This is a genomic window from Nocardioides sp. (assembly GCF_047602075.1).
GTDB lineage: Bacteria > Actinomycetota > Actinomycetes > Propionibacteriales > Nocardioidaceae > Nocardioides.
Map to the genome: position 1 here is coordinate 237907 of NZ_JASGIF010000001.1, position 18671 is coordinate 256577.

At 67.9% G+C, this 18671-nt stretch carries 21 protein-coding genes; 18 read left to right on the forward strand and 3 right to left on the reverse strand.

All coding sequences use genetic code 11. The features are described from left to right. Positions 1-182 precede the first annotated feature (182 nt). Positions 183-1277 carry a LacI family DNA-binding transcriptional regulator gene (locus QM714_RS01325; RefSeq protein WP_415096855.1) on the reverse strand — a complete coding sequence of 365 codons (1095 nt, stop codon included), beginning with the start codon at positions 1275-1277 and terminating at the stop codon, positions 183-185. 153 nt (positions 1278-1430) lie between these two features. Between QM714_RS01325 and QM714_RS01330 the strand changes: the two genes are divergently transcribed. The 8 genes from QM714_RS01330 to QM714_RS01365 all read left to right on the forward strand — a co-directional run bounded on the left by QM714_RS01330 (position 1431) and on the right by QM714_RS01365 (position 10273). Then, positions 1431-2441 carry an SIS domain-containing protein gene (locus QM714_RS01330; protein WP_415096857.1) on the forward strand — a complete coding sequence of 337 codons (1011 nt, stop codon included), beginning with the start codon at positions 1431-1433 and terminating at the stop codon, positions 2439-2441. Then, complete coding sequence (locus QM714_RS01335) at positions 2441-3451, forward strand: SIS domain-containing protein (protein WP_415096859.1); 1011 nt, start codon at positions 2441-2443, stop codon at positions 3449-3451. The genes QM714_RS01330 and QM714_RS01335 overlap by 1 nt, the downstream gene beginning before the upstream one ends. Before the next feature lies 1 nt (position 3452). Then, positions 3453-4298, forward strand: a complete 846-nt coding sequence (locus QM714_RS01340; protein ID WP_415096861.1) for a PfkB family carbohydrate kinase — start codon at positions 3453-3455, stop codon at positions 4296-4298. Beyond that, entirely contained in the window at positions 4298-5638 is a 1341-nt protein-coding gene (locus QM714_RS01345) for an ABC transporter substrate-binding protein (protein ID WP_415096863.1), read from the forward strand. Before QM714_RS01340 ends, QM714_RS01345 begins: the two co-directional genes overlap by 1 nt. A gap of 75 nt (positions 5639-5713) precedes the next feature. Beyond that, positions 5714-6604, forward strand: a complete 891-nt coding sequence (locus QM714_RS01350) for a carbohydrate ABC transporter permease (RefSeq protein WP_415096865.1) — start codon at positions 5714-5716, stop codon at positions 6602-6604. Next, positions 6601-7476: a carbohydrate ABC transporter permease gene (locus QM714_RS01355; protein WP_415096868.1), complete on the forward strand. Its 876-nt coding sequence runs from the start codon at positions 6601-6603 to the stop codon at positions 7474-7476. Before QM714_RS01350 ends, QM714_RS01355 begins: the two co-directional genes overlap by 4 nt. A gap of 159 nt (positions 7477-7635) precedes the next feature. Next, positions 7636-9180, forward strand: a complete 1545-nt coding sequence (gene ffh, locus QM714_RS01360) for a signal recognition particle protein (protein ID WP_415096870.1) — start codon at positions 7636-7638, stop codon at positions 9178-9180. Positions 9181-9199: 19 nt separating this feature from the next. Then, entirely contained in the window at positions 9200-10273 is a 1074-nt protein-coding gene (locus tag QM714_RS01365) for an amidohydrolase family protein (protein WP_415096872.1), read from the forward strand. An 11-nt stretch (positions 10274-10284) separates the two neighbouring features. On the opposite strand, the gene QM714_RS01370 is transcribed toward QM714_RS01365, so the two are convergent. Continuing rightward, complete coding sequence (locus QM714_RS01370) at positions 10285-11208, reverse strand: LysR family transcriptional regulator (RefSeq protein WP_415096874.1); 924 nt, start codon at positions 11206-11208, stop codon at positions 10285-10287. Between the two features lie 132 nt (positions 11209-11340). Between QM714_RS01370 and QM714_RS01375 the strand changes: the two genes are divergently transcribed. Further along, positions 11341-11685: a hypothetical protein gene (locus tag QM714_RS01375; RefSeq protein ID WP_415096877.1), complete on the forward strand. Its 345-nt coding sequence runs from the start codon at positions 11341-11343 to the stop codon at positions 11683-11685. 50 nt (positions 11686-11735) lie between these two features. On the opposite strand, the gene QM714_RS01380 is transcribed toward QM714_RS01375, so the two are convergent. Then, positions 11736-12662 carry a VanW family protein gene (locus QM714_RS01380; RefSeq protein WP_415096879.1) on the reverse strand — a complete coding sequence of 309 codons (927 nt, stop codon included), beginning with the start codon at positions 12660-12662 and terminating at the stop codon, positions 11736-11738. Between the two features lie 138 nt (positions 12663-12800). Between QM714_RS01380 and QM714_RS01385 the strand changes: the two genes are divergently transcribed. The 9 genes from QM714_RS01385 (at position 12801) to QM714_RS01425 (ending at position 18664) form a co-directional block, all read left to right on the forward strand. Continuing rightward, on the forward strand, positions 12801-13454 hold the full coding sequence (locus tag QM714_RS01385; protein WP_415096881.1) for a GNAT family N-acetyltransferase: 654 nt from the start codon (positions 12801-12803) through the stop codon (positions 13452-13454). A gap of 203 nt (positions 13455-13657) precedes the next feature. Continuing rightward, a complete protein-coding gene (gene rpsP / locus QM714_RS01390) occupies positions 13658-14230 on the forward strand; it encodes a 30S ribosomal protein S16 (protein ID WP_415096883.1) in 573 nt (190 codons plus the stop codon). 5 nt (positions 14231-14235) lie between these two features. Continuing rightward, complete coding sequence (locus tag QM714_RS01395) at positions 14236-14478, forward strand: RNA-binding protein (protein ID WP_415096885.1); 243 nt, start codon at positions 14236-14238, stop codon at positions 14476-14478. A 33-nt stretch (positions 14479-14511) separates the two neighbouring features. Continuing rightward, positions 14512-15060, forward strand: a complete 549-nt coding sequence (gene rimM / locus QM714_RS01400; protein ID WP_415096887.1) for a ribosome maturation factor RimM — start codon at positions 14512-14514, stop codon at positions 15058-15060. A 12-nt stretch (positions 15061-15072) separates the two neighbouring features. Continuing rightward, on the forward strand, positions 15073-16221 hold the full coding sequence (gene trmD / locus QM714_RS01405) for a tRNA (guanosine(37)-N1)-methyltransferase TrmD (RefSeq protein WP_415096889.1): 1149 nt from the start codon (positions 15073-15075) through the stop codon (positions 16219-16221). A gap of 210 nt (positions 16222-16431) precedes the next feature. Then, complete coding sequence (rplS, locus tag QM714_RS01410) at positions 16432-16782, forward strand: 50S ribosomal protein L19 (RefSeq protein ID WP_415096891.1); 351 nt, start codon at positions 16432-16434, stop codon at positions 16780-16782. Positions 16783-16806: 24 nt separating this feature from the next. Beyond that, positions 16807-17571, forward strand: coding sequence for a signal peptidase I (gene lepB, locus QM714_RS01415; protein ID WP_415096893.1), 765 nt, complete (start codon positions 16807-16809; stop codon positions 17569-17571). Positions 17572-17573: 2 nt separating this feature from the next. Next, positions 17574-18359: a ribonuclease HII gene (locus QM714_RS01420; RefSeq protein ID WP_415096895.1), complete on the forward strand. Its 786-nt coding sequence runs from the start codon at positions 17574-17576 to the stop codon at positions 18357-18359. Then, positions 18356-18664, forward strand: coding sequence for a DUF2469 domain-containing protein (locus QM714_RS01425; RefSeq protein WP_415096897.1), 309 nt, complete (start codon positions 18356-18358; stop codon positions 18662-18664). The genes QM714_RS01420 and QM714_RS01425 overlap by 4 nt, the downstream gene beginning before the upstream one ends. Positions 18665-18671: the final 7 nt, after the last annotated feature.

Consider the following 18671-nt stretch of genomic DNA (forward strand, 5'->3'; position numbering starts at 1 on the left):
TGAGGACCCGGTATACGAGGCACTTTGCCACGACAAGACCGCGGCAGACGGCCCACCGCAGGCAGTCCCCGACCCGGACAGCAGCCCGGCCAGGGGCGGCGCTCACCCGTGGTCGCTGCGCTGTCGGTCGCCACCACCGACGACCAGCAACCTCGACCACGATGCCGGCACCGAGGCAGAGGTCAGCCCGGGGGAGGGGCGACGGAGGAGCGCTCGATGAGGGTGGCGGAGAGCCGGATGGCGGCCACGTCGAGCACTTCGCCGTTGAGGCGTTGGACGAGTCGTTCGGCAGCCCGCTCGCCCAGTTGGACTACGGGCTGGCTCATCACGGTGATGGGCGGAGAGACCACTTCGGCCCACTCCGCGTCGTCGAAGCCGATCAGCGAGCACTCCTCGGGGCAACGGATGCCGGCCTGACGGAAGGCTTGGAGTGCGCCGAGGGTCAGGCCGCTGTCGAGGGTGACGATCGCGGTGGGCGGCGCGGGAAGGTTGAGCAGCGCCAGGGTTGCCAGGCAGGCGTCCTCGCGGCGGAATCCGGCGACCGAGATGTAGTCGGGGATGAACGGCACACCCGCGGCAGCGAGCGCCTGCCGATAACCGGAGGCACGGGTGCCGGAGGTGCTGGCGCGGACCGTCTTCAACTCGCGCGGGTCCTCGGCGTGCAGTGCCTCCCGATGCTCGGCGCCCGCGCCCGTGATCAGGGCGATGCGCCGGTGACCGCGGTCGAGGAGGTAGTCGGTCGCGATCCGGCCGGCTTCGCGGTTGCGAATGCCGACGGAGTCGGCGCGCAGACCGCGGATGCGGCGATCGAGCAGCACGACGGGGAGTCCCTGGTGGATCAGCTCGCTGAGCAGCTCGCGGTCCGACACCTGGGCCGGAGTCACGATCAGCCCATCGACCCGGCGCTCGACCATGGCCTGCAGTGCACGCTGCTCACGATCGAGCTCTTCAGCGGAGTTGGCCAGCAAGACGTCGTACCCGAAGGCGTCGAGGCGATCGGTGATTCCGCGTAGGGCGCTGAGGAAGAAGTGGTTCTCGATGTCACCGACGATCACCCCGACCGTGCGGGTGGTCTTGGTGATCATGCTCCGGGCCACCATGTTGGGCCGGTAGCCCAGCTCGGACGCGGCGGCGCTGACCAGCTCTCGACTGCGCGCGCTCACCGAGCCGTAGTTGCCCAAGGCGCGGGCGGCAGTCGCAACGGACACGCCCGCGAGACGGGCCACATCGGCCACGGTCGTGTCGCCGATGGGTATCCCGGGAGAGCGTGTGGTCACCGTCTGCTCCCTTCGTCCGGCCGACAGCGTAACCGCGGCGAAGCTCAACCGCCGACACGCCCCCGAAATCAACACTTGACAAGACCATCGGTCTGTTGAGAACGTTATCAGACCCAGTATGAGAACGTTATCAATCGAGGAGTGAACACCGAGATGACCGAGACAGCCGCTGAGCGCTTGGAGCTCAAGCCGATCGACGCCGACACCGTCGAGAAGCTGGCGGAGAGCATCGCCGAGTACGACGCGATCCGCGACGCGGTCCGACCCCTTGTCGACAAGGGCCTGCACGCCGTCTACTGGGTGGGCGCCGGTGGGTCCCTCATTTGCAGCTACCCGGCCCACTACCTGCTGACCCAGCACGGCCGCGTGCCGTCGTTCCAGGTGCAGAGTGACGAGCTCAACTGCAGCCAGCCCGCGCTGATGGACGACCACGCGCTGGTCGTGCTGGCGTCCTACACCGGCAAGACCAAGGAGACGGTGGCCGCCGCCGCGACCGCCGCGAAGACGGGCGCCACCGTCATCGCCGCCGCCAAGGCGGACAGCCCGCTGGCTGCGAACGCGCACCAGTCCTTCGTCGGCAAGAGCGACATGTTCGAGCTGCTGGTCGCCTACGCCGTGCTCGAGGCCAGCGGTGTCGAGCTGGACTGGGACGCCGTCAAGGTCGGCCTGGAGGCGCTGCCCGGTGCCGTGGTCAACGCTGTCGAACAGGCCGACGAGGAGCTGGCCTCCATCGCCGAGGACTTCGCCAACGACGACTTCACCTACGTGCTCGGCTCCGGCCCCAGCTACGCCTGGGCCTACGGCATGGCGATGTGCTTCCTGCAGGAGATGCAGTGGAAGCAGGCCGCCGGCTTCAACAGCGGCGAGTTCTTCCAGGGCGCCTTCGAGATGGTCGACGAGAAGTCCGCCGTCATTGTGTGGCACGGTGAGGACCCGTCCCGCCCGATGGGCGAGCGCGTCATCGCGTTCTTGAAGACCTATGCGCCGCGGCACCGCGTCGTGGACGTCGCGAAGCTCGAGCTGCCGGGAATCCCCGCCGAGGTCCGCGGCCAGTTCTCGCCGATCGTGGTCGCCGCGCTGGCAAACCGGCTCGCGCAGAGGTACGAGTACCTCCGCCAGCACAGCCTCGACAACCGTCACTACATGTTCAAAGTCGAGTACTGATGGCGCAGCCGCTGGGCTTCGACGAGGGTCGCTACCTGGTGATCCAACAGGGCGCTGTCGCTGCGGGACGTGCGCTGGCCACCGAGTTGGTCGGCGCGCGCGCCCGCGGTGCCGAGGAGCTCGTCTTCCTCGGCACCGGCGGTGTCAACCTGTTGATGGAGCCGGCGATCCAGCTCCTTGCCGGGCACTCCCGGTTCGCCGCGCATGTGCGTCGGCCAGCCGAGGAGACCCTTGACGGAGTCCAGCGGCTCGACTCCAGCAGCGTTGTCGTCTTGCCGTCCCTGTCCGGGACGACCGCGGAGACCCTGCAGATTGCCGAGCAGGCGCGCGACCAGGGCGCCCACCTCATCGCCCTGGTCGGTCACGACGACACCCCGCTCGGCGACTTATGCGACACCGTGCTGGTCAACCACGCCGCGGATGACACCTCCTCGGAGTCCTACTACCTCCAGACCATGATCGGCATCCTCGGCCTGGCCGACGATCCCGCAGCCGCCGACCTGTCGCGGGAGCTCGCACTCCTCCCGGAGCTGCTGGTCGAGGTCAAGCAGTCGTACGACGCCACCGCGGCGAGCCACGCCGAGTTCATCGCCGCCTCGCCGTGGCACATCTTCACCGCCGGCGGGCCGAGCTGGACCGAGGCGCACTACTTCGCCATGTGCATCCTCGAAGAGATGCAGTGGATCCGGACTCGTCCGGTTCACGCGGCCGACTTCTTCCACGGCACGCTGGAGCTGGTCGAGGCCGGCGTGAGTGTCGTCGTACTCAAGGACCAGAGCGCGCACCGTGCGCTGTCGGACCGGGTAGAGAAGTTCCTGGTCGGACGAACCGACGTCGTCGATGTGATCGACACCGCCGAGGTCGCCCTGCCGGGTCTGTCGCCGACCGCTAGCGCGGTCGCCGGACCGATCGTGCTGGCCGCGCAGCTTGAGCGGGTCGCCGCCCACGTCGAGGTGCTGCGCGACCACCCGCTGACGACGCGCCGCTACTACAAGCGCGTGGAGTACTGAGGTGATCCCGGAGATCGTCTGCATCGGAGACAACGTCGTCGACGTCTATGTCGACGAGGGCATCATGTTCCCCGGAGGCAACGCGGTCAATGTCGCGGTGAACGTGACCAGGATCGGCGGCCGAGCCACCTACATCGGCGCGCTCGGCACCGATCACGCCGGTGAGGTGATCTTGAACTCCCTTCACGAGGAGGGCGTCGACACCACCCGGACGAGGATCCTGCCCGGCACCAACGCCTACGCGATCGTCCGGCTCGTCGGCGGGGACCGGCACTTTGCGCCTGGGTCGGTTGGGGTCTCCCGCTTCGTGCCGGACGCTGGCGACCTAGCGCTTCTCGCCTCGACCCCAGTCACGCACACCGGTGAGTGCTCCATGCTGGAAGACCACGTTCCCACGCTGGGCCGGGCGGCCACCTTCTTGAGTTACGACTTCTCCGAACGTCCCTGGGACTACGTCGAAGCACTCGCCCCCCACGTCGACCTGGCGATCCTCTCCTGCCCCCGTAGCTCCTCGGACGAGCCGGCGGATGTGGCCAGCAGAGTGCTTGCCCTCGGCCCGAGTCAGGTCATCGTGAGCACCGGTGCCGACGGTGCGCTGTGGACCGACGGCTCTGCGAAGGTTCACGCGGCCGCACCTGAGCGCGAGGTGGTCGACACTCTCGGCGCGGGTGATGCACTCATCGGCCGCATCCTCGTCGGACTCAGCCGACGTGAAACCCCAGATGTCTTCATGCCGGCCGCCACCGCTTATGCGACGGCGTCCTGCATGGAGCGCGGTGCCTTCGGACACGCAACCACCGTTGGATCCACCACCTCGTCACCGAAATGCAGTGAAAGGCAGGAATGATGCGCCCACGAATCCTCGTCAGCGCGCTTGCTACGACGGCCGTCCTGGCTGGATTGGCGGCGTGCGGTGCCCCCGGCACCAGCAGCAGCGGCAAGCCTTCGGACGTGGACCTCTCGTCCCCGGCCAAGAAGGAAGGCACGCTGACCGTCGTCACCAAGTTCGCAGACCCCAAGTACGCACCGTACTTCGAGCAGATTGCGAAGGACTACGAAGCAGCCAACCCAGACGTCACCGTCGACCTCCAGCAGGTTGGTGATCAGCCTTACAAGGACAAGATCCGGGTGCTGGCTGCCTCCAAGGAGCTGCCGGACGTCTACTTCTCGTGGGCTGGCGACTTCGCGAACAAGTTCGTCCGGGCCGGCCTTGCCGCCGACCTGAGCGAGGTGCTCGCGCCCGACACCGAGTGGGGCAAGACCTTCTCTCCGGCGGCGCTGCGCGCCTTCGAGACTGACGGCAAGTACTACGGCGTGCCGATCGACCTTGACGCCAAGTTCATGGCCTACAACACCGCGATCTTCGACAAGGTCGACATCAAGGCACCGCAGACGCTCGAGGACATGATCGCCGACTGCGGCAAGCTCAGCGACGCCGGCTACACGCCTATCGGTTTCGGCAACCAGTACGGCTGGCCCGCCATCCACTACATCACCCAGCTGAACGCCTACAACGTGCCAGCCGAGGTCCGCAACACCGACTACAACCCGGCCTCCGGTGAGTTCACCGATCCCGGCTACGTGACGGCGCTCGAGCAGTTCAAGCAGATCGCTGACGCGTGCTTCGTCGACGGCACCAACGGTCTCTCCCACGAGGCAGGGCAGGCCGAGTTCCTCAACAGCAAGGCAGGTATGCACTACCTGGAATCGGTGGAGTTCCAAGCACTCACCGCGAAGGGCGGCGCCCCCGCCGAGCTCGCTGACAACTGGAGCTTCTTCCGGCTTCCTCCCGCCGCCGACTCCGCGGGCGACACCAACGCCATCACCGGTGCGCCGGACGGCTTCATGGTCAACGCGCAGAGCAAGCAGGCCGCCCTGGCCGTGGACTTCTTGAAGTTCATGACCAGCCAGGAGAACGCCGCGAAGATGGTCGAGCAGATCGGTTGGCTCAGCCCGGTGCAGGGTACGGCGACGGCCGAGAACTCCTTCCCGCAACTGGAGGACGCGCTGGCCGACATCAGCAAGGCCGACGACTTCGCGATCTGGCTCGACACGGTGACCGACGCCGATGTCGCCAACGCCTACCTCTCGGGTGTGCAGGGCATCCTCGACGGGTCCAACGACCCGGAGGGCGTCATGGAGGACGTGCAGAAGGCGGCCGAGAAGGCCAAGCAGCAGGCCGACTGACTGAGCTGAACGAGACGGGTGCGTTGGCCCCGGGCGAGCAAGCCCGGCGCCAACGCCCCAGAAAGTGAGGCCCCGGTGGCACTTGCAAAGCAACGTCGATGGCTGACCCTGGTGTGGGTGGTCCCTGCCCTGGTCCTGTTGGTCGTCTTCGTCTACTACCCGATCGTCGACAACATCCGGCTGTCGTTCTTCTCGTGGAGCGCCTTCAGCCCGGCGCCGGAGTTCGTCGGTCTGCAGAACTACAAGAACATGGTCGACGACCCGGTGTTCTGGAGGTCGCTGAAAAACAACGTGGCCTACGCCGTTGTCTCCATCATCTTCCAGGTCGGTATCTCGTTGGTGCTGGCCGCGGTCCTGGAGGAGTTCGTGTGGCCCAAGATGCGATCGATCCTCCGATCGATCTACTTCATTCCGTCGGTGATCTCCATCACCGTGGCCGGCCTGCTGTTCTCCTTCATCTACAACCCTCGATTCGGCCTCCTGAACCGCGTGCTCGGGGCGGTCGGGCTGGAGAGCTGGCAGCACTCGTGGCTCGGTGAGCAGGCCACCGCGATCTGGAGCATCATCGCGATGTCGCAGTGGCAGAGCATCGGCTACACCACGGTGCTGTTCTGCGTGGCCATGCAGCGCATCCCGACCGAGCTCTACGAGGCCGCCAAGGTCGACGGCGCCGGACGGATCAGGTCCTTCTTCACTGTGACGGTGCCGATGGTCCGTGAGATGACGACGCTGCTCATCATCTTGACGGTGTCTGGATCATTCCTGCTCTTCAACGAGGTCATGGTGATGACCGCCGGTGGTCCGGCCGATTCCAGCCAGGTGCTCGGAACGTGGATGTATCGCAACGCGTTCCTCGCCGACGACATGGGTTACGCCGCCGCGCTGGCGACGTTGATCTTCGTCTTGACCCTGGTCTTCGCCATCGTGCAGATGGCTGTGGCTCGATACAGGAGGGTTGAGGTATGAACGGCGTGGTAGGCCTGCCCGCCAACCAGAGCTCGGAGCCGTGGCCGAAGCTGGCCCTGATGGTCGTGGGCAGGATCATTGCCGTGATCCTCCTCGCCGCGCTGGCCGTGGCGGTCATCTACCCGCTGCTCTGGATGGTGTTCTCGAGTTTCAAGACCAACCGGGAGATCTTCGACACTCCGTGGGGACTGCCCGGGGCGCTGCGCTGGGAGAACTTCGTTCGAGCCGGTGACGCCGGCGTGGTGCGGTACTTCGTCAACAGCATCCTGGTCACTGCGGGGTCGATCCTGACCACTACCTTGATCAGTGCCTGGGCCGCTTTCGGCCTGGTGCGGGCGCGGATGCCCTTCTCCAACGTGGTGACCGGCCTGATCCTGGGCGGACTCATGGTGGCACCCACGGTGGCTCTGATCCCGCTGTTCGGGCTGCTGCAGGACCTGCACATCTACGACACGCTGTGGGCACTGATCGTGTTGTACACCGCCTTCCGGATCCCGTTCACGACGTTCCTGATCCGTGCCTACATGGTCGGTCTGCCGTCATCGATCGACGAGGCGGCGTACGTCGACGGGGCCACCTCGTGGCAGATCTTCTGGCACGTGATCTTCCCGCTGTGCCGTCCGATCATGGTGTCGGCGGCGCTGCTGCAGGCACTGTTCGCCTGGAACGAGTTCGCCTTCGCGCTGGTGTTCATCTCCACCCGAGACAGCAAGACGCTGCCGGTCGGCCTGGTGGACATGCAGAGTCGACTGCTGACCGACTGGCCGATTCAGTTCGCGGGGCTGACCATGGCTGCGCTGCCGATGATCGCGCTGTTCCTGATCGGGCAGCGGCATTTCCTGCGCGGTCTGACCGACGGCATCGGGAAGTAGGAGTCTCCACGGGCATACCGAACCAGTCGCGGACCCGCGGTGCACCCCGGGTCCGCGGCTGGCTTCTGCCGCTGGCTGAAGCTCCCGTCGCCGCAATCTCTCGGCCCCGGCCCGGTAGGCTGGGCCACTGCCGCGCCACCGACTCGCCGAGGATCACACTTGTTCGCCACGCTCTCTGACCGCCTTGCCGAGACCTTCAAGAATCTCCGCGGCAAGGGTCGGCTCTCCGAGGCCGACATTGACGCGACCGCTCGCGAGATTCGGATCGCGCTCCTCGAGGCCGACGTCGCCCTGCCGGTGGTCAAGGACTTCGTCGCCGCCGTCAAGGAGCGGGCCAGAGGTGAGGAGGTCAGCCAGGCGCTGAACCCCGCCCAGCAGATCGTCAAGATCGTCAACGAGGAGCTCGTGGCGATCCTGGGTGGCGAGACTCGTCGGCTCCGCTTCGCCAAGAGCGGACCGACGGTCATCATGCTCGCCGGACTCCAGGGCGCCGGCAAGACGACCCTGGCAGCCAAGCTCGCGCTCTGGCTCAAGGACCAGGGCCGGACACCGATGCTGGTCGCTGCGGACCTGCAACGGCCCAACGCGGTCAACCAGCTGCAGGTGAACGGAGAGCGGGTCGACGTGCCCGTCTTCGCGCCCGAGCCCGGCAACGGGGTCGGCGACCCGGTTGCGGTGTCCCGAGCCGCGCTGGAGGAGGCCAAGCGCAAGCTTCACGATGTCGTCGTCATCGACACCGCCGGCCGGTTGGGTGTCGACGCCGAGATGATGCAGCAGGCCACGGACATCCGCGATGCGGTCTCCCCGGACGAGATCCTCTTCGTCGTCGACGCGATGATCGGCCAGGACGCCGTGAACACGGCGATGGCCTTCCTCGACGGGGTCGGCTACGACGGCGTCGTGCTCACCAAGCTCGACGGTGACGCGCGCGGTGGCGCCGCCTTGTCGATCGCCTCGATCACCGGCCGACCGGTCATGTTCGCCTCCAACGGCGAGAAGATGACCGACTTCGACCTGTTCCACCCCGACCGGATGGCCTCACGCATCCTCGACATGGGCGATGTGCTCACCCTCATCGAGCAGGCGGAGAAGACCTTCGACGCCGAGCAGGCGCTCAAGGCCGCGGAGAAGCTGACCGGCAAGGGCGGCGACTTCACCCTCGACGACTTCCTCGAGCAGATGCAGCAGGTCCGCAAGCTCGGCTCGATGCAGAAGATCATGGGCATGCTGCCGGGGATGGGGCAGTTCCGCAGCCAGCTGGAGAACTTCGACGAGCGGGAGATCGACCGGATCGAGGCGATCATCTGCTCGATGACCCCGGCCGAGCGAACCAACCCGAAGATCATCGACGGCTCGCGCCGGGCCCGGATCGCCCGCGGCTCCGGGCGGCAGGTGTCCGACGTCAACCAGTTGGTCGACCGCTTCTTCGAGGCCCGCAAGATGATGATGTCCTTCGCCCGCGGCGGCGGTATGCCCGGCCTTCCCGGCATGCCCGGGGTGGCGGCCGCCGCGGGTCGCCGCAAGAAGGCCAAGCCCGCCAAGGGTCGGCGGGTCTCCGGCAACCCCGCCAAGTCGGCGCCCGCGAAGGCCGCCAAGCCGGCCGCCGCCAACCCGTTCGGCAGCCCCGACGGCGAGCCGGTCGACTACGAGAAGGCCGCCGCCGCTCTGGATCTCCCGACAGACTTCTCGAAGTATCTGAAGTAGCGACCGATACGGTCCTGTCATGGGCGCGTTGAGGTTCACCGGACCGTTGCTGCCGAGTGGCGAGCCCGCGGATCTGTGTGTCGTCGACGGTCGGGTCACCTATGAGCGGCAGGCCGGTGCGGCAGTGACCGCCAGCGGATGGATCGTCCCCGGACTGGTCGACGCGCACTGCCATATCGGCCTCGACGACCATGGGGCGGTCGACGACGCTGAGTCCGAGCGGCAGGCCATCCTCGACCGGGACGGGGGAGCGCTGCTGATTCGCGACGCCGGTTCGGCGGCCGACACCGCCTGGATCCACGATCGCGCGGACCTTCCCCGGTTGATCAGGGCCGGGCGCCACATCGCCCGCACGCGGCGCTACATCCGCAACTATGCCCACGAGGTCGAGCCGGACGAGCTGCCGGCGTACGTCGCCCAGGAGGCGGCGCGCGGCGACGGCTGGGTGAAGTTGGTGGGTGACTGGATCTCGCGCGATGCGGGCGACCTGGCGCCGTCGTTCCCAGACGAGGCCTTCGCGGCCGCGATCGCGGCGGCCCACGAGCACGGCGCCCGGGTCACGGCGCACTGCTTCGGTGAGGCCGAGCTGCCGGGCCTGTTGACCGCGGGCATCGACTGCATCGAGCACGGCACCGGACTGTCGGAGGAATTGATCGACCTGATGGCGGACCGGCAGGTGGCGCTGGTGCCGACCGTCATGCAGATCGCCAAGTTCCCGGAGTACGCCGCCGCCGGCGCGGAGAAGTTCCCGGAGTACGCCGCCCACATGGCCGACCTGTATGCCCGTCAGCCGGCCACGATCATGGCCGCCTACGAGGCCGGTGTCCCGCTCTACGCCGGGTCCGACGGTGGTGGCATCTCCCGGCACGGCAACCTCGCCGGTGAGGTGATGGCAATGGCTGACCTGGGGATGCCTGCCGACTATGCGCTGGGCGCGGCGTCGTGGCGCGCCCGTGAGTGGCTGGGCTGGAACGCCACCCTCGCGGAGGGTGCGCCCGCGGACTTCGTGGTCTTCGAGAGCGACCCTCGCGCGGATCTGTCAGTGCTCCGTCAGCCGGCCCGCATCGTGCTGCGCGGCAACGTGGTGGCGTGACTCGGACTCGTCTAGGGCCCGGTGGACTCGTAGGAGAACGTGGCAGCAGCTTCACGGATCAAGCCGATGGCGGTCTCCAGGGTGGGGCTGGCGGCACGGCTGCGAGTGAGGTGGCGCAGCACCACGCGGCGCATGCCGAGCCCGGGGACGTCCATGATGTCGACGCCATGCGTGGGCACTGACTCGAGGGCGAGCGCGGGGATGAGGGTCATGCCCTGCCCTGCGGCGACCAGCGCGAGCGCGTTCTGATGGCTGAGGTAGGTGTGCCTCGACGACTCCTCTCCGCCCAGCTCACGGCGGACCCGGCGGATCGCCGATGCGCTGGCGGCCGTGGGATCGAGGCTCAACCAGGGCAGTCCGAGGCGGCTCAGGTCGACGACGTCGGAGTTGAGCAAGGCGCCGGAGGGGAGGATCAGCTTCCACGGTTCGTCCAGGAGAGGCACGTCGGTGGTGCCTCGCGGCGGCGTGTAGCTCTGACCCGCGTCGAGCTCGACGGCCAGCGCGTCGAGGCCACCACCGCGGAGCGCCCTGGCGAGGGTGGTGTCGTCGGCCTCGACGGTCTCGAAGGCGAGGGCCGGGTAGCGGTCGTGCCAGTCCGGCAGCGCCGGCGAGAGCACGGTCGAGAGGAACGACTGGAAGCCGCCGATCCGGACCGTCCCGCTGACGGCGGCGTCCTCGTGCTCGAGCCGTGACCTGGCGACGGCCAGGGTGCGCTCGACCTCCTCGGCTGCTTCGGCGAGCGCCAGCCCGGCGGGGGTGAGCACGCTGCCTGAGGGGGTCCGGCGCAGGAGTGCCCGGCCGGTTTCCTGCTCGAGCTTGGTGATCTGTTGCGAGACGGCGGAGCTGGTGATGCCCATTTCGTCTGCGGCTGCAAGCACCCCGCCGTACCGCGCGACGGCGAGCAGGAAGCGGAGTCTCCGGGGATCCACGAGCATTAAGCAATGCTAAATCCAGTGTCAAGAAGAGTGCAATTGCGCTAACCTCTGACAGGAGGCACGATTTCCTTGTCGGGCCGAAGGTCGGCCGAGTATGAGGACATCGAGGAACACGGAATGATTGCGGCTGTCATGGGATGGATCGGAACGATCGGATCCATCAGTGCCTACGTCTTGCTGAGCCGAGGGCAGTTGCGCGCCACCTCGCTCCGCTACTCCGCGCTGAACGGCATCGCCGGCGGTCTCGGCGGCTGTGCGAGCGCGGTGTACGGCGCGTGGCCGAGCGCAGCTTCGAACCTGCTCTGGTCGGCGGTCGCCGTCTACTCCGCCATCACCACGCTGCGTATCCGACGTGCCCAGGCCGCTCGTGCCCAGGCCGCTCGCGCCCAGGACAACTCCGTCGCACATCCCCTCGGTCTGGCTCGGGCGGCGGAGGTGTCGAGCGGGCTCGAGCCGACGCTCCTCAACGCAGCCTGAGGCCCTGACGGGCGCGGGCGTCGGTCGAGCCGTGGTCGGTCGCGGTGAGGTCAGCTCATGACGTCGGTGATCAACTCTTCCGGCGGGTGGTACTTCACCAAGGCGCAGTTGCGCTTGACCAACTCGTCGCCGATCCGATCGCCGGTGCGTCGGTCGATGATCTCGCGCCAGATCTGGTTGACCCGGTAGACCGCGCCGTCGAGCCGGAAGAAGCGCTCTCCACGGGCCTCCACGTGGTAGCTGACGGTCTGCCCGCGGTCGGCGAGGAGGAGCCCGCGCAGCCGTCCGTCGGCCACCCAGGTCCGCAGCTGGAAGGTGGACTCGGTGTCGTTGCGCACGACCAGGTCGACGTAGTTGTAGGCGATCGAGCAGCCGACACCCCACGGCAACACCCGACCGTTGTCGGGGAACGGGTCGAAACTGTGCTCGGACCGCTCCACCACGGTCAGCTCGGTGTGTAGGAACATCCAGTGCAGCAGGTTGGCCAACTGGCAGATGCCACCCCCGATGCCCGGCTGGGCAGCGCCGTCGGAGAGCCGCATGCCCTCGACATATCCCTTGCGCCGGGTGCAGTTGCCGACCACCCGGTTGAACGAGAACGTCTCGCCCGGCGGGATCATCAGGCCGTCGATGCGGGCCGCCGCCAACCGGAGATTGGTGACCTTCCCGTGCTGGAGGCGCATCTCGGGCTCCGGAAGCTCGCGCAGCAGCGGAGAAGAATGGGTCCGCACCCGCACCGGGAGGTCGTCCGCGGCCCGGGTCGTGCACCAGGTCCAGTCTGAGGTCCACCACTCCCAGCGGTGTCGAGCCCGGTGCCAGCGCACGGCCCAGGGATAGAGCCAGGGCAGCCGACTGCTCAGTTTTGGCCGGCCGGAGGGTCGGGGCAGCCGCAGCCCCGCGGCTACGGCCTCGTCGACGGTGACGGCTCTCGCGCGTGCGGGACGGGGCGCTGCGGTGCTTGCGGCGGTCGATCGCATCGGTCCTCCTGAGGCTGGTGCTGCCTGTAGGACGCGCGTTCGGTGCCACTGGTTGTGGCCGGAGTACGTCGCCCTGCTGCTGCCCCGCCTGCTGATATTCAGGGGCGTGGCCGGGAGGGCCTGGGCCAGAATCGCGTCATGACTGCGATCGACGACCTGCTGCCCGTGTTGGGCCTGAGGATCACGGCGGGCCCGTTGGAGCTGCGTGGCCTCTGTGACGAGGATCTGGCGGCGTTGGCCGACCTAGCGGTTGCGGGCATCCACGCGCCCGAGGAGATGCCGTTCTACGTCCCCTGGACCGACGTACCCATCGAGGAGTTGCCGCGCAACCTGGCGCAATACCACTGGCGCAGCCGCGCGGACTTCTCGCCCGCGGCGTGGGACCTCCATCTCGGGGTCTGGCACGACGGGGAGCTGGTCGGCACCCAGGGCTTCTCGACGCGGGAATTCCTGGTCACCAGGACGGGCGAGACCGGCTCCTGGATCGGCCGGTCGCGTCAGGGTCGGGGGATCGGCACGGCGATGCGCCAGGTGATCTGCGCGCTCGCCTTCGACCACCTCGACGCTGCGGAGGTGACCTCGGCCGCGTTCGTCGACAACCCGGCGTCGATCGCCGTCAGCCGCAAGGTCGGCTACCGCGACAACGGCATCGTCCGGCTCCGACGCCGGCCCGGTGAGATGGCAGAGAACATCCGTCTCGTGCTCACGCCCGAGTCCTTCATCCGCGGTGAGCACGAGTTGCAGGTGGAGGGGCTCGGGGCCTTCCGCCGCGCGATCGGACTGCCGGACTGAGGCCGCCTCTCGGGCCGGACCAGATCGAGCCGCGCGATTTCGGCGGACTCCGTCGGATCTGGCACAATGTGCCGCTGAGTCCCGCCGCGCCCGGACCCTCTCAACCGGACGTCGCGGAGCCCGTCGAGACCCGACGTCCGGTGTTCCCCACCTGGATGCGCGAGCCTCACCCGCCACACGACTTTCGAGGAGACACCACAGACGTGGCCGTCAAGATCCGTTTGAAGCGCCTGGGCAAGATCCGGGTGCCGCAGTATCGCATCGTCGTCGTCGACGCCCGCAAGAAGCGCGACGGCAAGGTGATCGAAGAGATCGGCAAGTATCACCCGAAGGAGGACCCCTCCTACATCGCGGTGACCTCCGAGCGCGCCCAGTACTGGCTCGGTGTCGGCGCGCAGCCGACCGAGGCCGTGGAGAAGATCCTCAAGATCACCGGTGACTGGCAGAAGTTCAAGGGCCTGCCCGGTGCCGAGGGCACCTTGAAGGTGAAGGAGCCGAAGCGCTCCAAGCAGGACATCTTCAACGAGGCGCTCAAGGAGGCCGCCAACGAGCCGAAGGGCGAGGCGGTGACTCGCCGGTCGGCCAAGAAGGAGGCTCCGGCCGCGGCCGAGGAGCCTGCAGCTGAGAAGCCCGCGGAGGCGACCGCTGCCGAGAAGCCCGCTGAGGAGGCCCCCGCGCCGGTGCCGGCTGACGAGACGCCCGAGGGCGCCACCGAAGCTGCCGAGGCTGAGGCCGACAAGGCTGAGGCCGACGAGGCCGCCTCCACGGAGGCCTGAGCCGGATGCTGGCCGACGCGCTCGAGCACCTGGTCCGCGGCATCGTGGACAACCCCGATGACGTCACGGTGCGTGACAAGCAACTGCGGCGCGGTTCGATCCTGGAGGTGCGGGTCAACCCCGACGATCTCGGCAAGGTGATCGGCCGCAACGGTCGGACGGCCACGGCGTTCCGCACTGTCATTTCTGCCCTGGCGGGCAGTGGGGGAGCGCGGATCGACTTCGTCGACGTCGACCGCCGCCGCTGAGGCAGGCTCCGGCCCGCCTGGACACCAGCTGCCGTGGACACCATCGAGGTCGTCGTCGGGCGGATCGGCAAGCCGCACGGCCTGCGCGGCGAGGTGACCGTCGACGTGCGCACCGACGAGCCCGAAGCACGCTTTGCCGACGGCACCGTGTTGCGGGCCCGGCCGCCACAGGGATCGGTCAGCGCCCTGCAGTCGGTCACCGTGGTCGCCACCCGCAGACACCAGGGTGTGCTGCTCGCGACCTTCGCCGAGTTCTCGGACCGCACCGCGGCCGAGGGCGCGCGTGGCATCGTGCTGTCGGCGGACATCCCTGCCGATGCCACTCCCGCCGATCCCGACGAGTTCTACGACCACCAGCTGATCGGACTGTCCGCCTACGATCAGGCCGGGACCCTGCTCGGTGAGCTCACCGCCGTCACCCACGGCGCCGCGCAGGACCTCCTGACGATCCGCACCCTGGACGGGCGAGAGGCCTTGGTGCCGTTCGTGGCCGCGCTCGTGCCCGAGGTCGATCTCGGTGCGCTGCGGCTGGTGATCGCGGATCGCCCCGGTCTGGTCAGCCCATTCCCGGACCAGAGCTGAGGGACGCGGCCGATGCGCATCGACATCGTCACCATCTTCCCGGACTACTTGGCGCCGCTCTCCTTGTCGTTGGTGGGCAAGGCGCGGACCGCCGGCCTGCTCGACGTCCGGGTCCACGACCTACGTGAGTGGACCCACGACCGGCACCGCACCGTCGACGACACCCCGGCCGGCGGCGGAGCGGGCATGGTGATGAAGCCGGAACCCTGGGGGGAGGCCTTCGACGCCCTCGCCATCGAGGGTGCCACCGTCGTGGTGCCGACACCCGGCGGGGTGCCGCTCACTCAGCAGATCGTGCGCGACCTGGCGACCCGGGAGCGCCTGGTGGTGGCCTGTGGACGCTACGAAGGCATCGATCAGCGCGTGCTCGACCACGCCGCCGAGCGGGCGGAACTGGTGGAGGTCTCGCTCGGGGACTACGTCCTCAACGGAGGTGAGGTCGCCGCCCTGGCGATCGTCGAGGCGGTTTCCCGACTGCTGCCGGGAGTGTTGGGCAACCCGGAGTCGCTGGTGGAGGAGTCCCACGAGGGTGGCCTACTGGAGTATCCGGTCTACACCAAGCCCGCGTCGTGGCGTGGCCTGGACATCCCTGAGGTGCTGCTGAGCGGCGACCACGGCGCCGTGGGGGCCTGGCGTCGGGAGCAGGCAGTGCGGCGTACGGCGGAGCGCCGGCCCGACCTGGTCCATCCCAGCGTCGTGGCCGAGGACGAAGAGCTCCGCCCAGCCGTGCCGGCCGACGCCGGCGAGCTGTTGACCCTGCAACTCGCGTGCTGGGTCACCGAGGCGCTCGTGAACGACGATCTCAGGATCCCTGCCCTGCATGAGTCGTTGGCTGATGTCGAAGAGTCGATCCGCAGTTGGCGGGTGTTCGTGGTCCGCCGGGGCGATCGTCTAGTCGGCTCCGTCCGGGGGCGACTTGAGGGCGAAACCTGGGAGATCGGCAGGCTCATGGTGGCTCCGGATCTGCGGGGACGCGGTCTGGGGAGAGCGTTGCTAGCCCACATCGAGCAGGCGGCGCCTCCGGAGGCAACGTCGTACTCCCTCTTCACGGGCAAGCACAGCGCGGCGAACCTTCGTCGCTACCGACGGGCGGGCTATCGGTTGGACCGGATGGGCCCAGGCAAGTCTGGTCCCGCTCACCTCTCGAAACGTCGCCGATGAGCCTCCTCGAGGATTAGTCCGAGCGGGTCGGCTGTGGCAGACTTGATCCTCGGTCCAGTCGGCCGAAGGGCTGCCTCAACTGAGCACAGGTGGGGAGTCCGCGCCCAGCTCCTGCCACAGGGGGAGTGGTCGCCGTCGGCCAGTCGGTCTGGACCAGCACCACGTCCGCACCCAACCGCGGCTGACCTGTGGCATCCGTGAGGAGCAGAGATGAACAACGTCATCGCCGATCTGGGCGCCGACATCAAGCGTGACGACGTCCCCGACTTCCGCGCCGGCGACACGGTCAAGGTCCACGTGAAGGTCGTCGAGGGCAGCCGCTCCCGCGTCCAGGTGTTCCAGGGCGTCGTCATCAAGGTCCAAGGCTCCGGCGTCGGCCGCAGCTTCACCGTCCGCAAGGTCTCCTTCGGCGTGGGCGTCGAGCGGACCTTCCCGCTGCACTCCCCGATCTTCGAGAAGATCGAGGTCGTCACTCGTGGTGACGTGCGTCGCGCGAAGCTCTACTACCTGCGCAACCTGCGTGGCAAGGCCGCCAAGATCAAGGAACGGCGCGAGGTCTGAGGCCCGTCGGACTAGGCTCTGCGCGTGACGACCGACGAGCGGCCGCAGGTCGCTGACGCCGAGGGCGACGGCTCGGAGCGCAAGGCTCGCAAACAGCTGCCGCTGTGGCAGGAGACCATCCTCCTCCTCGGCATCGCCTTGGTGCTGGCCATCTTCATCAAGGCGTTCTTCGTCCAGGCCTTCTACATCCCCTCGGAGTCGATGGAGCCAGGACTGGTCAAGAACGACCGGATCCTGGTGCAGAAGGTCTCCTACTGGGGTGGTGGCACGCCGCAACGGGGCGATGTCGTCGTCTTCAAGGACCCAGGTGGCTGGCTCAGTGCCGCGGAGGACGCCGGCCCGACCAACCCGATCGCCAAGGCGATGGCAGCCATCGGGCTCTATCCCCAGGGCGGCCACCTGGTGAAACGAGTCATCGGAGTTGCCGGGGACACCATCCACTGTTGCGACAAACAGGGCCGGATCGAGGTCAACGGCCAGCCCGTCGACGAGCCCTACGTCAAGAAGGACCCAACGACGGCCTGCAACGGCCCGATGATCCCCGGCTGCAACTGGACGGCCGGCCCGATTCCCGCCGGCAAGATCTTCGTGATGGGCGACAATCGGGGCAATTCGGCCGACTCCTCGGCACATATGTGCAGACCCAAGGAGACCGACTGCGTCGAAGGGCATGAATATGTCCCGGTCGATCTCGTGGTCGGCAAGGTGTTCGTCGTGCTCTGGCCGGCCGACAACTTCCGATGGCTGACGCGTCCCGACTCGTTCGCGGACGTCCCGACCGGCTCGTGAACGTGTCGGCGGCCCCGTCGCTGCGCGTCGAGCGGCGGATGCTGCGAGCGGGCCTGTCCGCGCTCGCCGGCACCGACGAGGTCGGCCGAGGAGCCCTCTGCGGCCCGGTCACGGTGGGGATGGTGTTGGTCACCGAGACGACCCGGACCGCTCCGAAGGGGGTCCGCGACAGCAAGTTGCTCACTCCCGAGGCGCGCCGGCGGCTGGCTCCCAAGATCCGACGCTGGGCGACGTCGTACGGCGTCGGCCATGCGAGCTCGACCGAGATCGACGAGTTCGGGATCATCCCCGCGATGCGGCTCGCCGGGCATCGCGCGCTCGCCCACCTGTCGGTCGAGCCGGACTCGGTGCTCCTCGACGGCAACCACGACTATCTCTCGCCCCCTAAGCAGGAGGGTCTGTTCGGGCCGGAGGGCCTGCTCGATCGGATCCCGCCGGTCGTCACCATGATCAAGGCGGACCTGCGCTGCGCCGCCGTGGCCGCCGCGAGCATCCTGGCCAAGACGGCACGCGACGAGATCATGATCGGCCTCGCCGACGAGCATCCGGAGTATGGCTGGGCGGAGAACAAGGGCTACTCCGCGCCCGAGCACATCGCCGCGCTGTCGCTCTACGGACCCACCCCGCACCATCGGGTCTCCTGGCGCCTGCCGGGGCTCGGCGGCATGGGGCTGGAGAATGATCTCTCGCCACTGCCCGGTGTCGCAGACCTCGAGCCCGCGGACAGCGTGCACAATGTCGTCAACGTCTCGGCGTGTGGCGAGCCGGGTCACGAGGAGGGGCGATGAGCGCGGAGGATCTCGAGAAGTACGAGACCGAGATGGAGTTGACCCTTTATCGGGAGTATCGCGACGTCGTCTCGATCTTCAAGTACGTCGTCGAGACCGACCGCCGCTTCTACCTGTGCAACCAGGTGGACGTGAAGGCGCGGACCGAGGCCGGTGACGTCTTCTTCGAGGTGTCGATGACCGACGCTTGGGTCTGGGACATGTATCGCCCTGCCCGGTTCGCCAAGAACGTCAAGGTGCTGACCTTCAAGGACGTCAACGTCGAGGAGCTCAGCCGGGCCGACATCGAACTGCCCAAGTCCTGAGGCCCTC

Excerpts from the sequence above, each read along its gene's own strand:
- QM714_RS01330 (WP_415096857.1), top strand. The coding sequence starts at position 1,431 with ATGACCGAGACAGCCGCTGAGCGCTTGGAGCTCAAGCCGATCGACGCC.
- QM714_RS01335 (WP_415096859.1), top strand. The coding sequence starts at position 2,441 with ATGGCGCAGCCGCTGGGCTTCGACGAGGGTCGCTACCTGGTGATCCAA.
- QM714_RS01345 (WP_415096863.1), top strand. The coding sequence starts at position 4,298 with ATGCGCCCACGAATCCTCGTCAGCGCGCTTGCTACGACGGCCGTCCTG.
- QM714_RS01355 (WP_415096868.1), top strand. The coding sequence starts at position 6,601 with ATGAACGGCGTGGTAGGCCTGCCCGCCAACCAGAGCTCGGAGCCGTGG.
- QM714_RS01365 (WP_415096872.1), top strand. The coding sequence starts at position 9,200 with ATGGGCGCGTTGAGGTTCACCGGACCGTTGCTGCCGAGTGGCGAGCCC.
- QM714_RS01370 (WP_415096874.1), bottom strand. The coding sequence starts at position 11,208 with ATGCTCGTGGATCCCCGGAGACTCCGCTTCCTGCTCGCCGTCGCGCGG.
- QM714_RS01375 (WP_415096877.1), top strand. The coding sequence starts at position 11,341 with ATGGGATGGATCGGAACGATCGGATCCATCAGTGCCTACGTCTTGCTG.
- QM714_RS01380 (WP_415096879.1), bottom strand. The coding sequence starts at position 12,662 with ATGCGATCGACCGCCGCAAGCACCGCAGCGCCCCGTCCCGCACGCGCG.
- QM714_RS01385 (WP_415096881.1), top strand. The coding sequence starts at position 12,801 with ATGACTGCGATCGACGACCTGCTGCCCGTGTTGGGCCTGAGGATCACG.
- QM714_RS01395 (WP_415096885.1), top strand. The coding sequence starts at position 14,236 with ATGCTGGCCGACGCGCTCGAGCACCTGGTCCGCGGCATCGTGGACAAC.
- trmD (WP_415096889.1), top strand. The coding sequence starts at position 15,073 with ATGCGCATCGACATCGTCACCATCTTCCCGGACTACTTGGCGCCGCTC.
- rplS (WP_415096891.1), top strand. The coding sequence starts at position 16,432 with ATGAACAACGTCATCGCCGATCTGGGCGCCGACATCAAGCGTGACGAC.
- QM714_RS01425 (WP_415096897.1), top strand. The coding sequence starts at position 18,356 with ATGAGCGCGGAGGATCTCGAGAAGTACGAGACCGAGATGGAGTTGACC.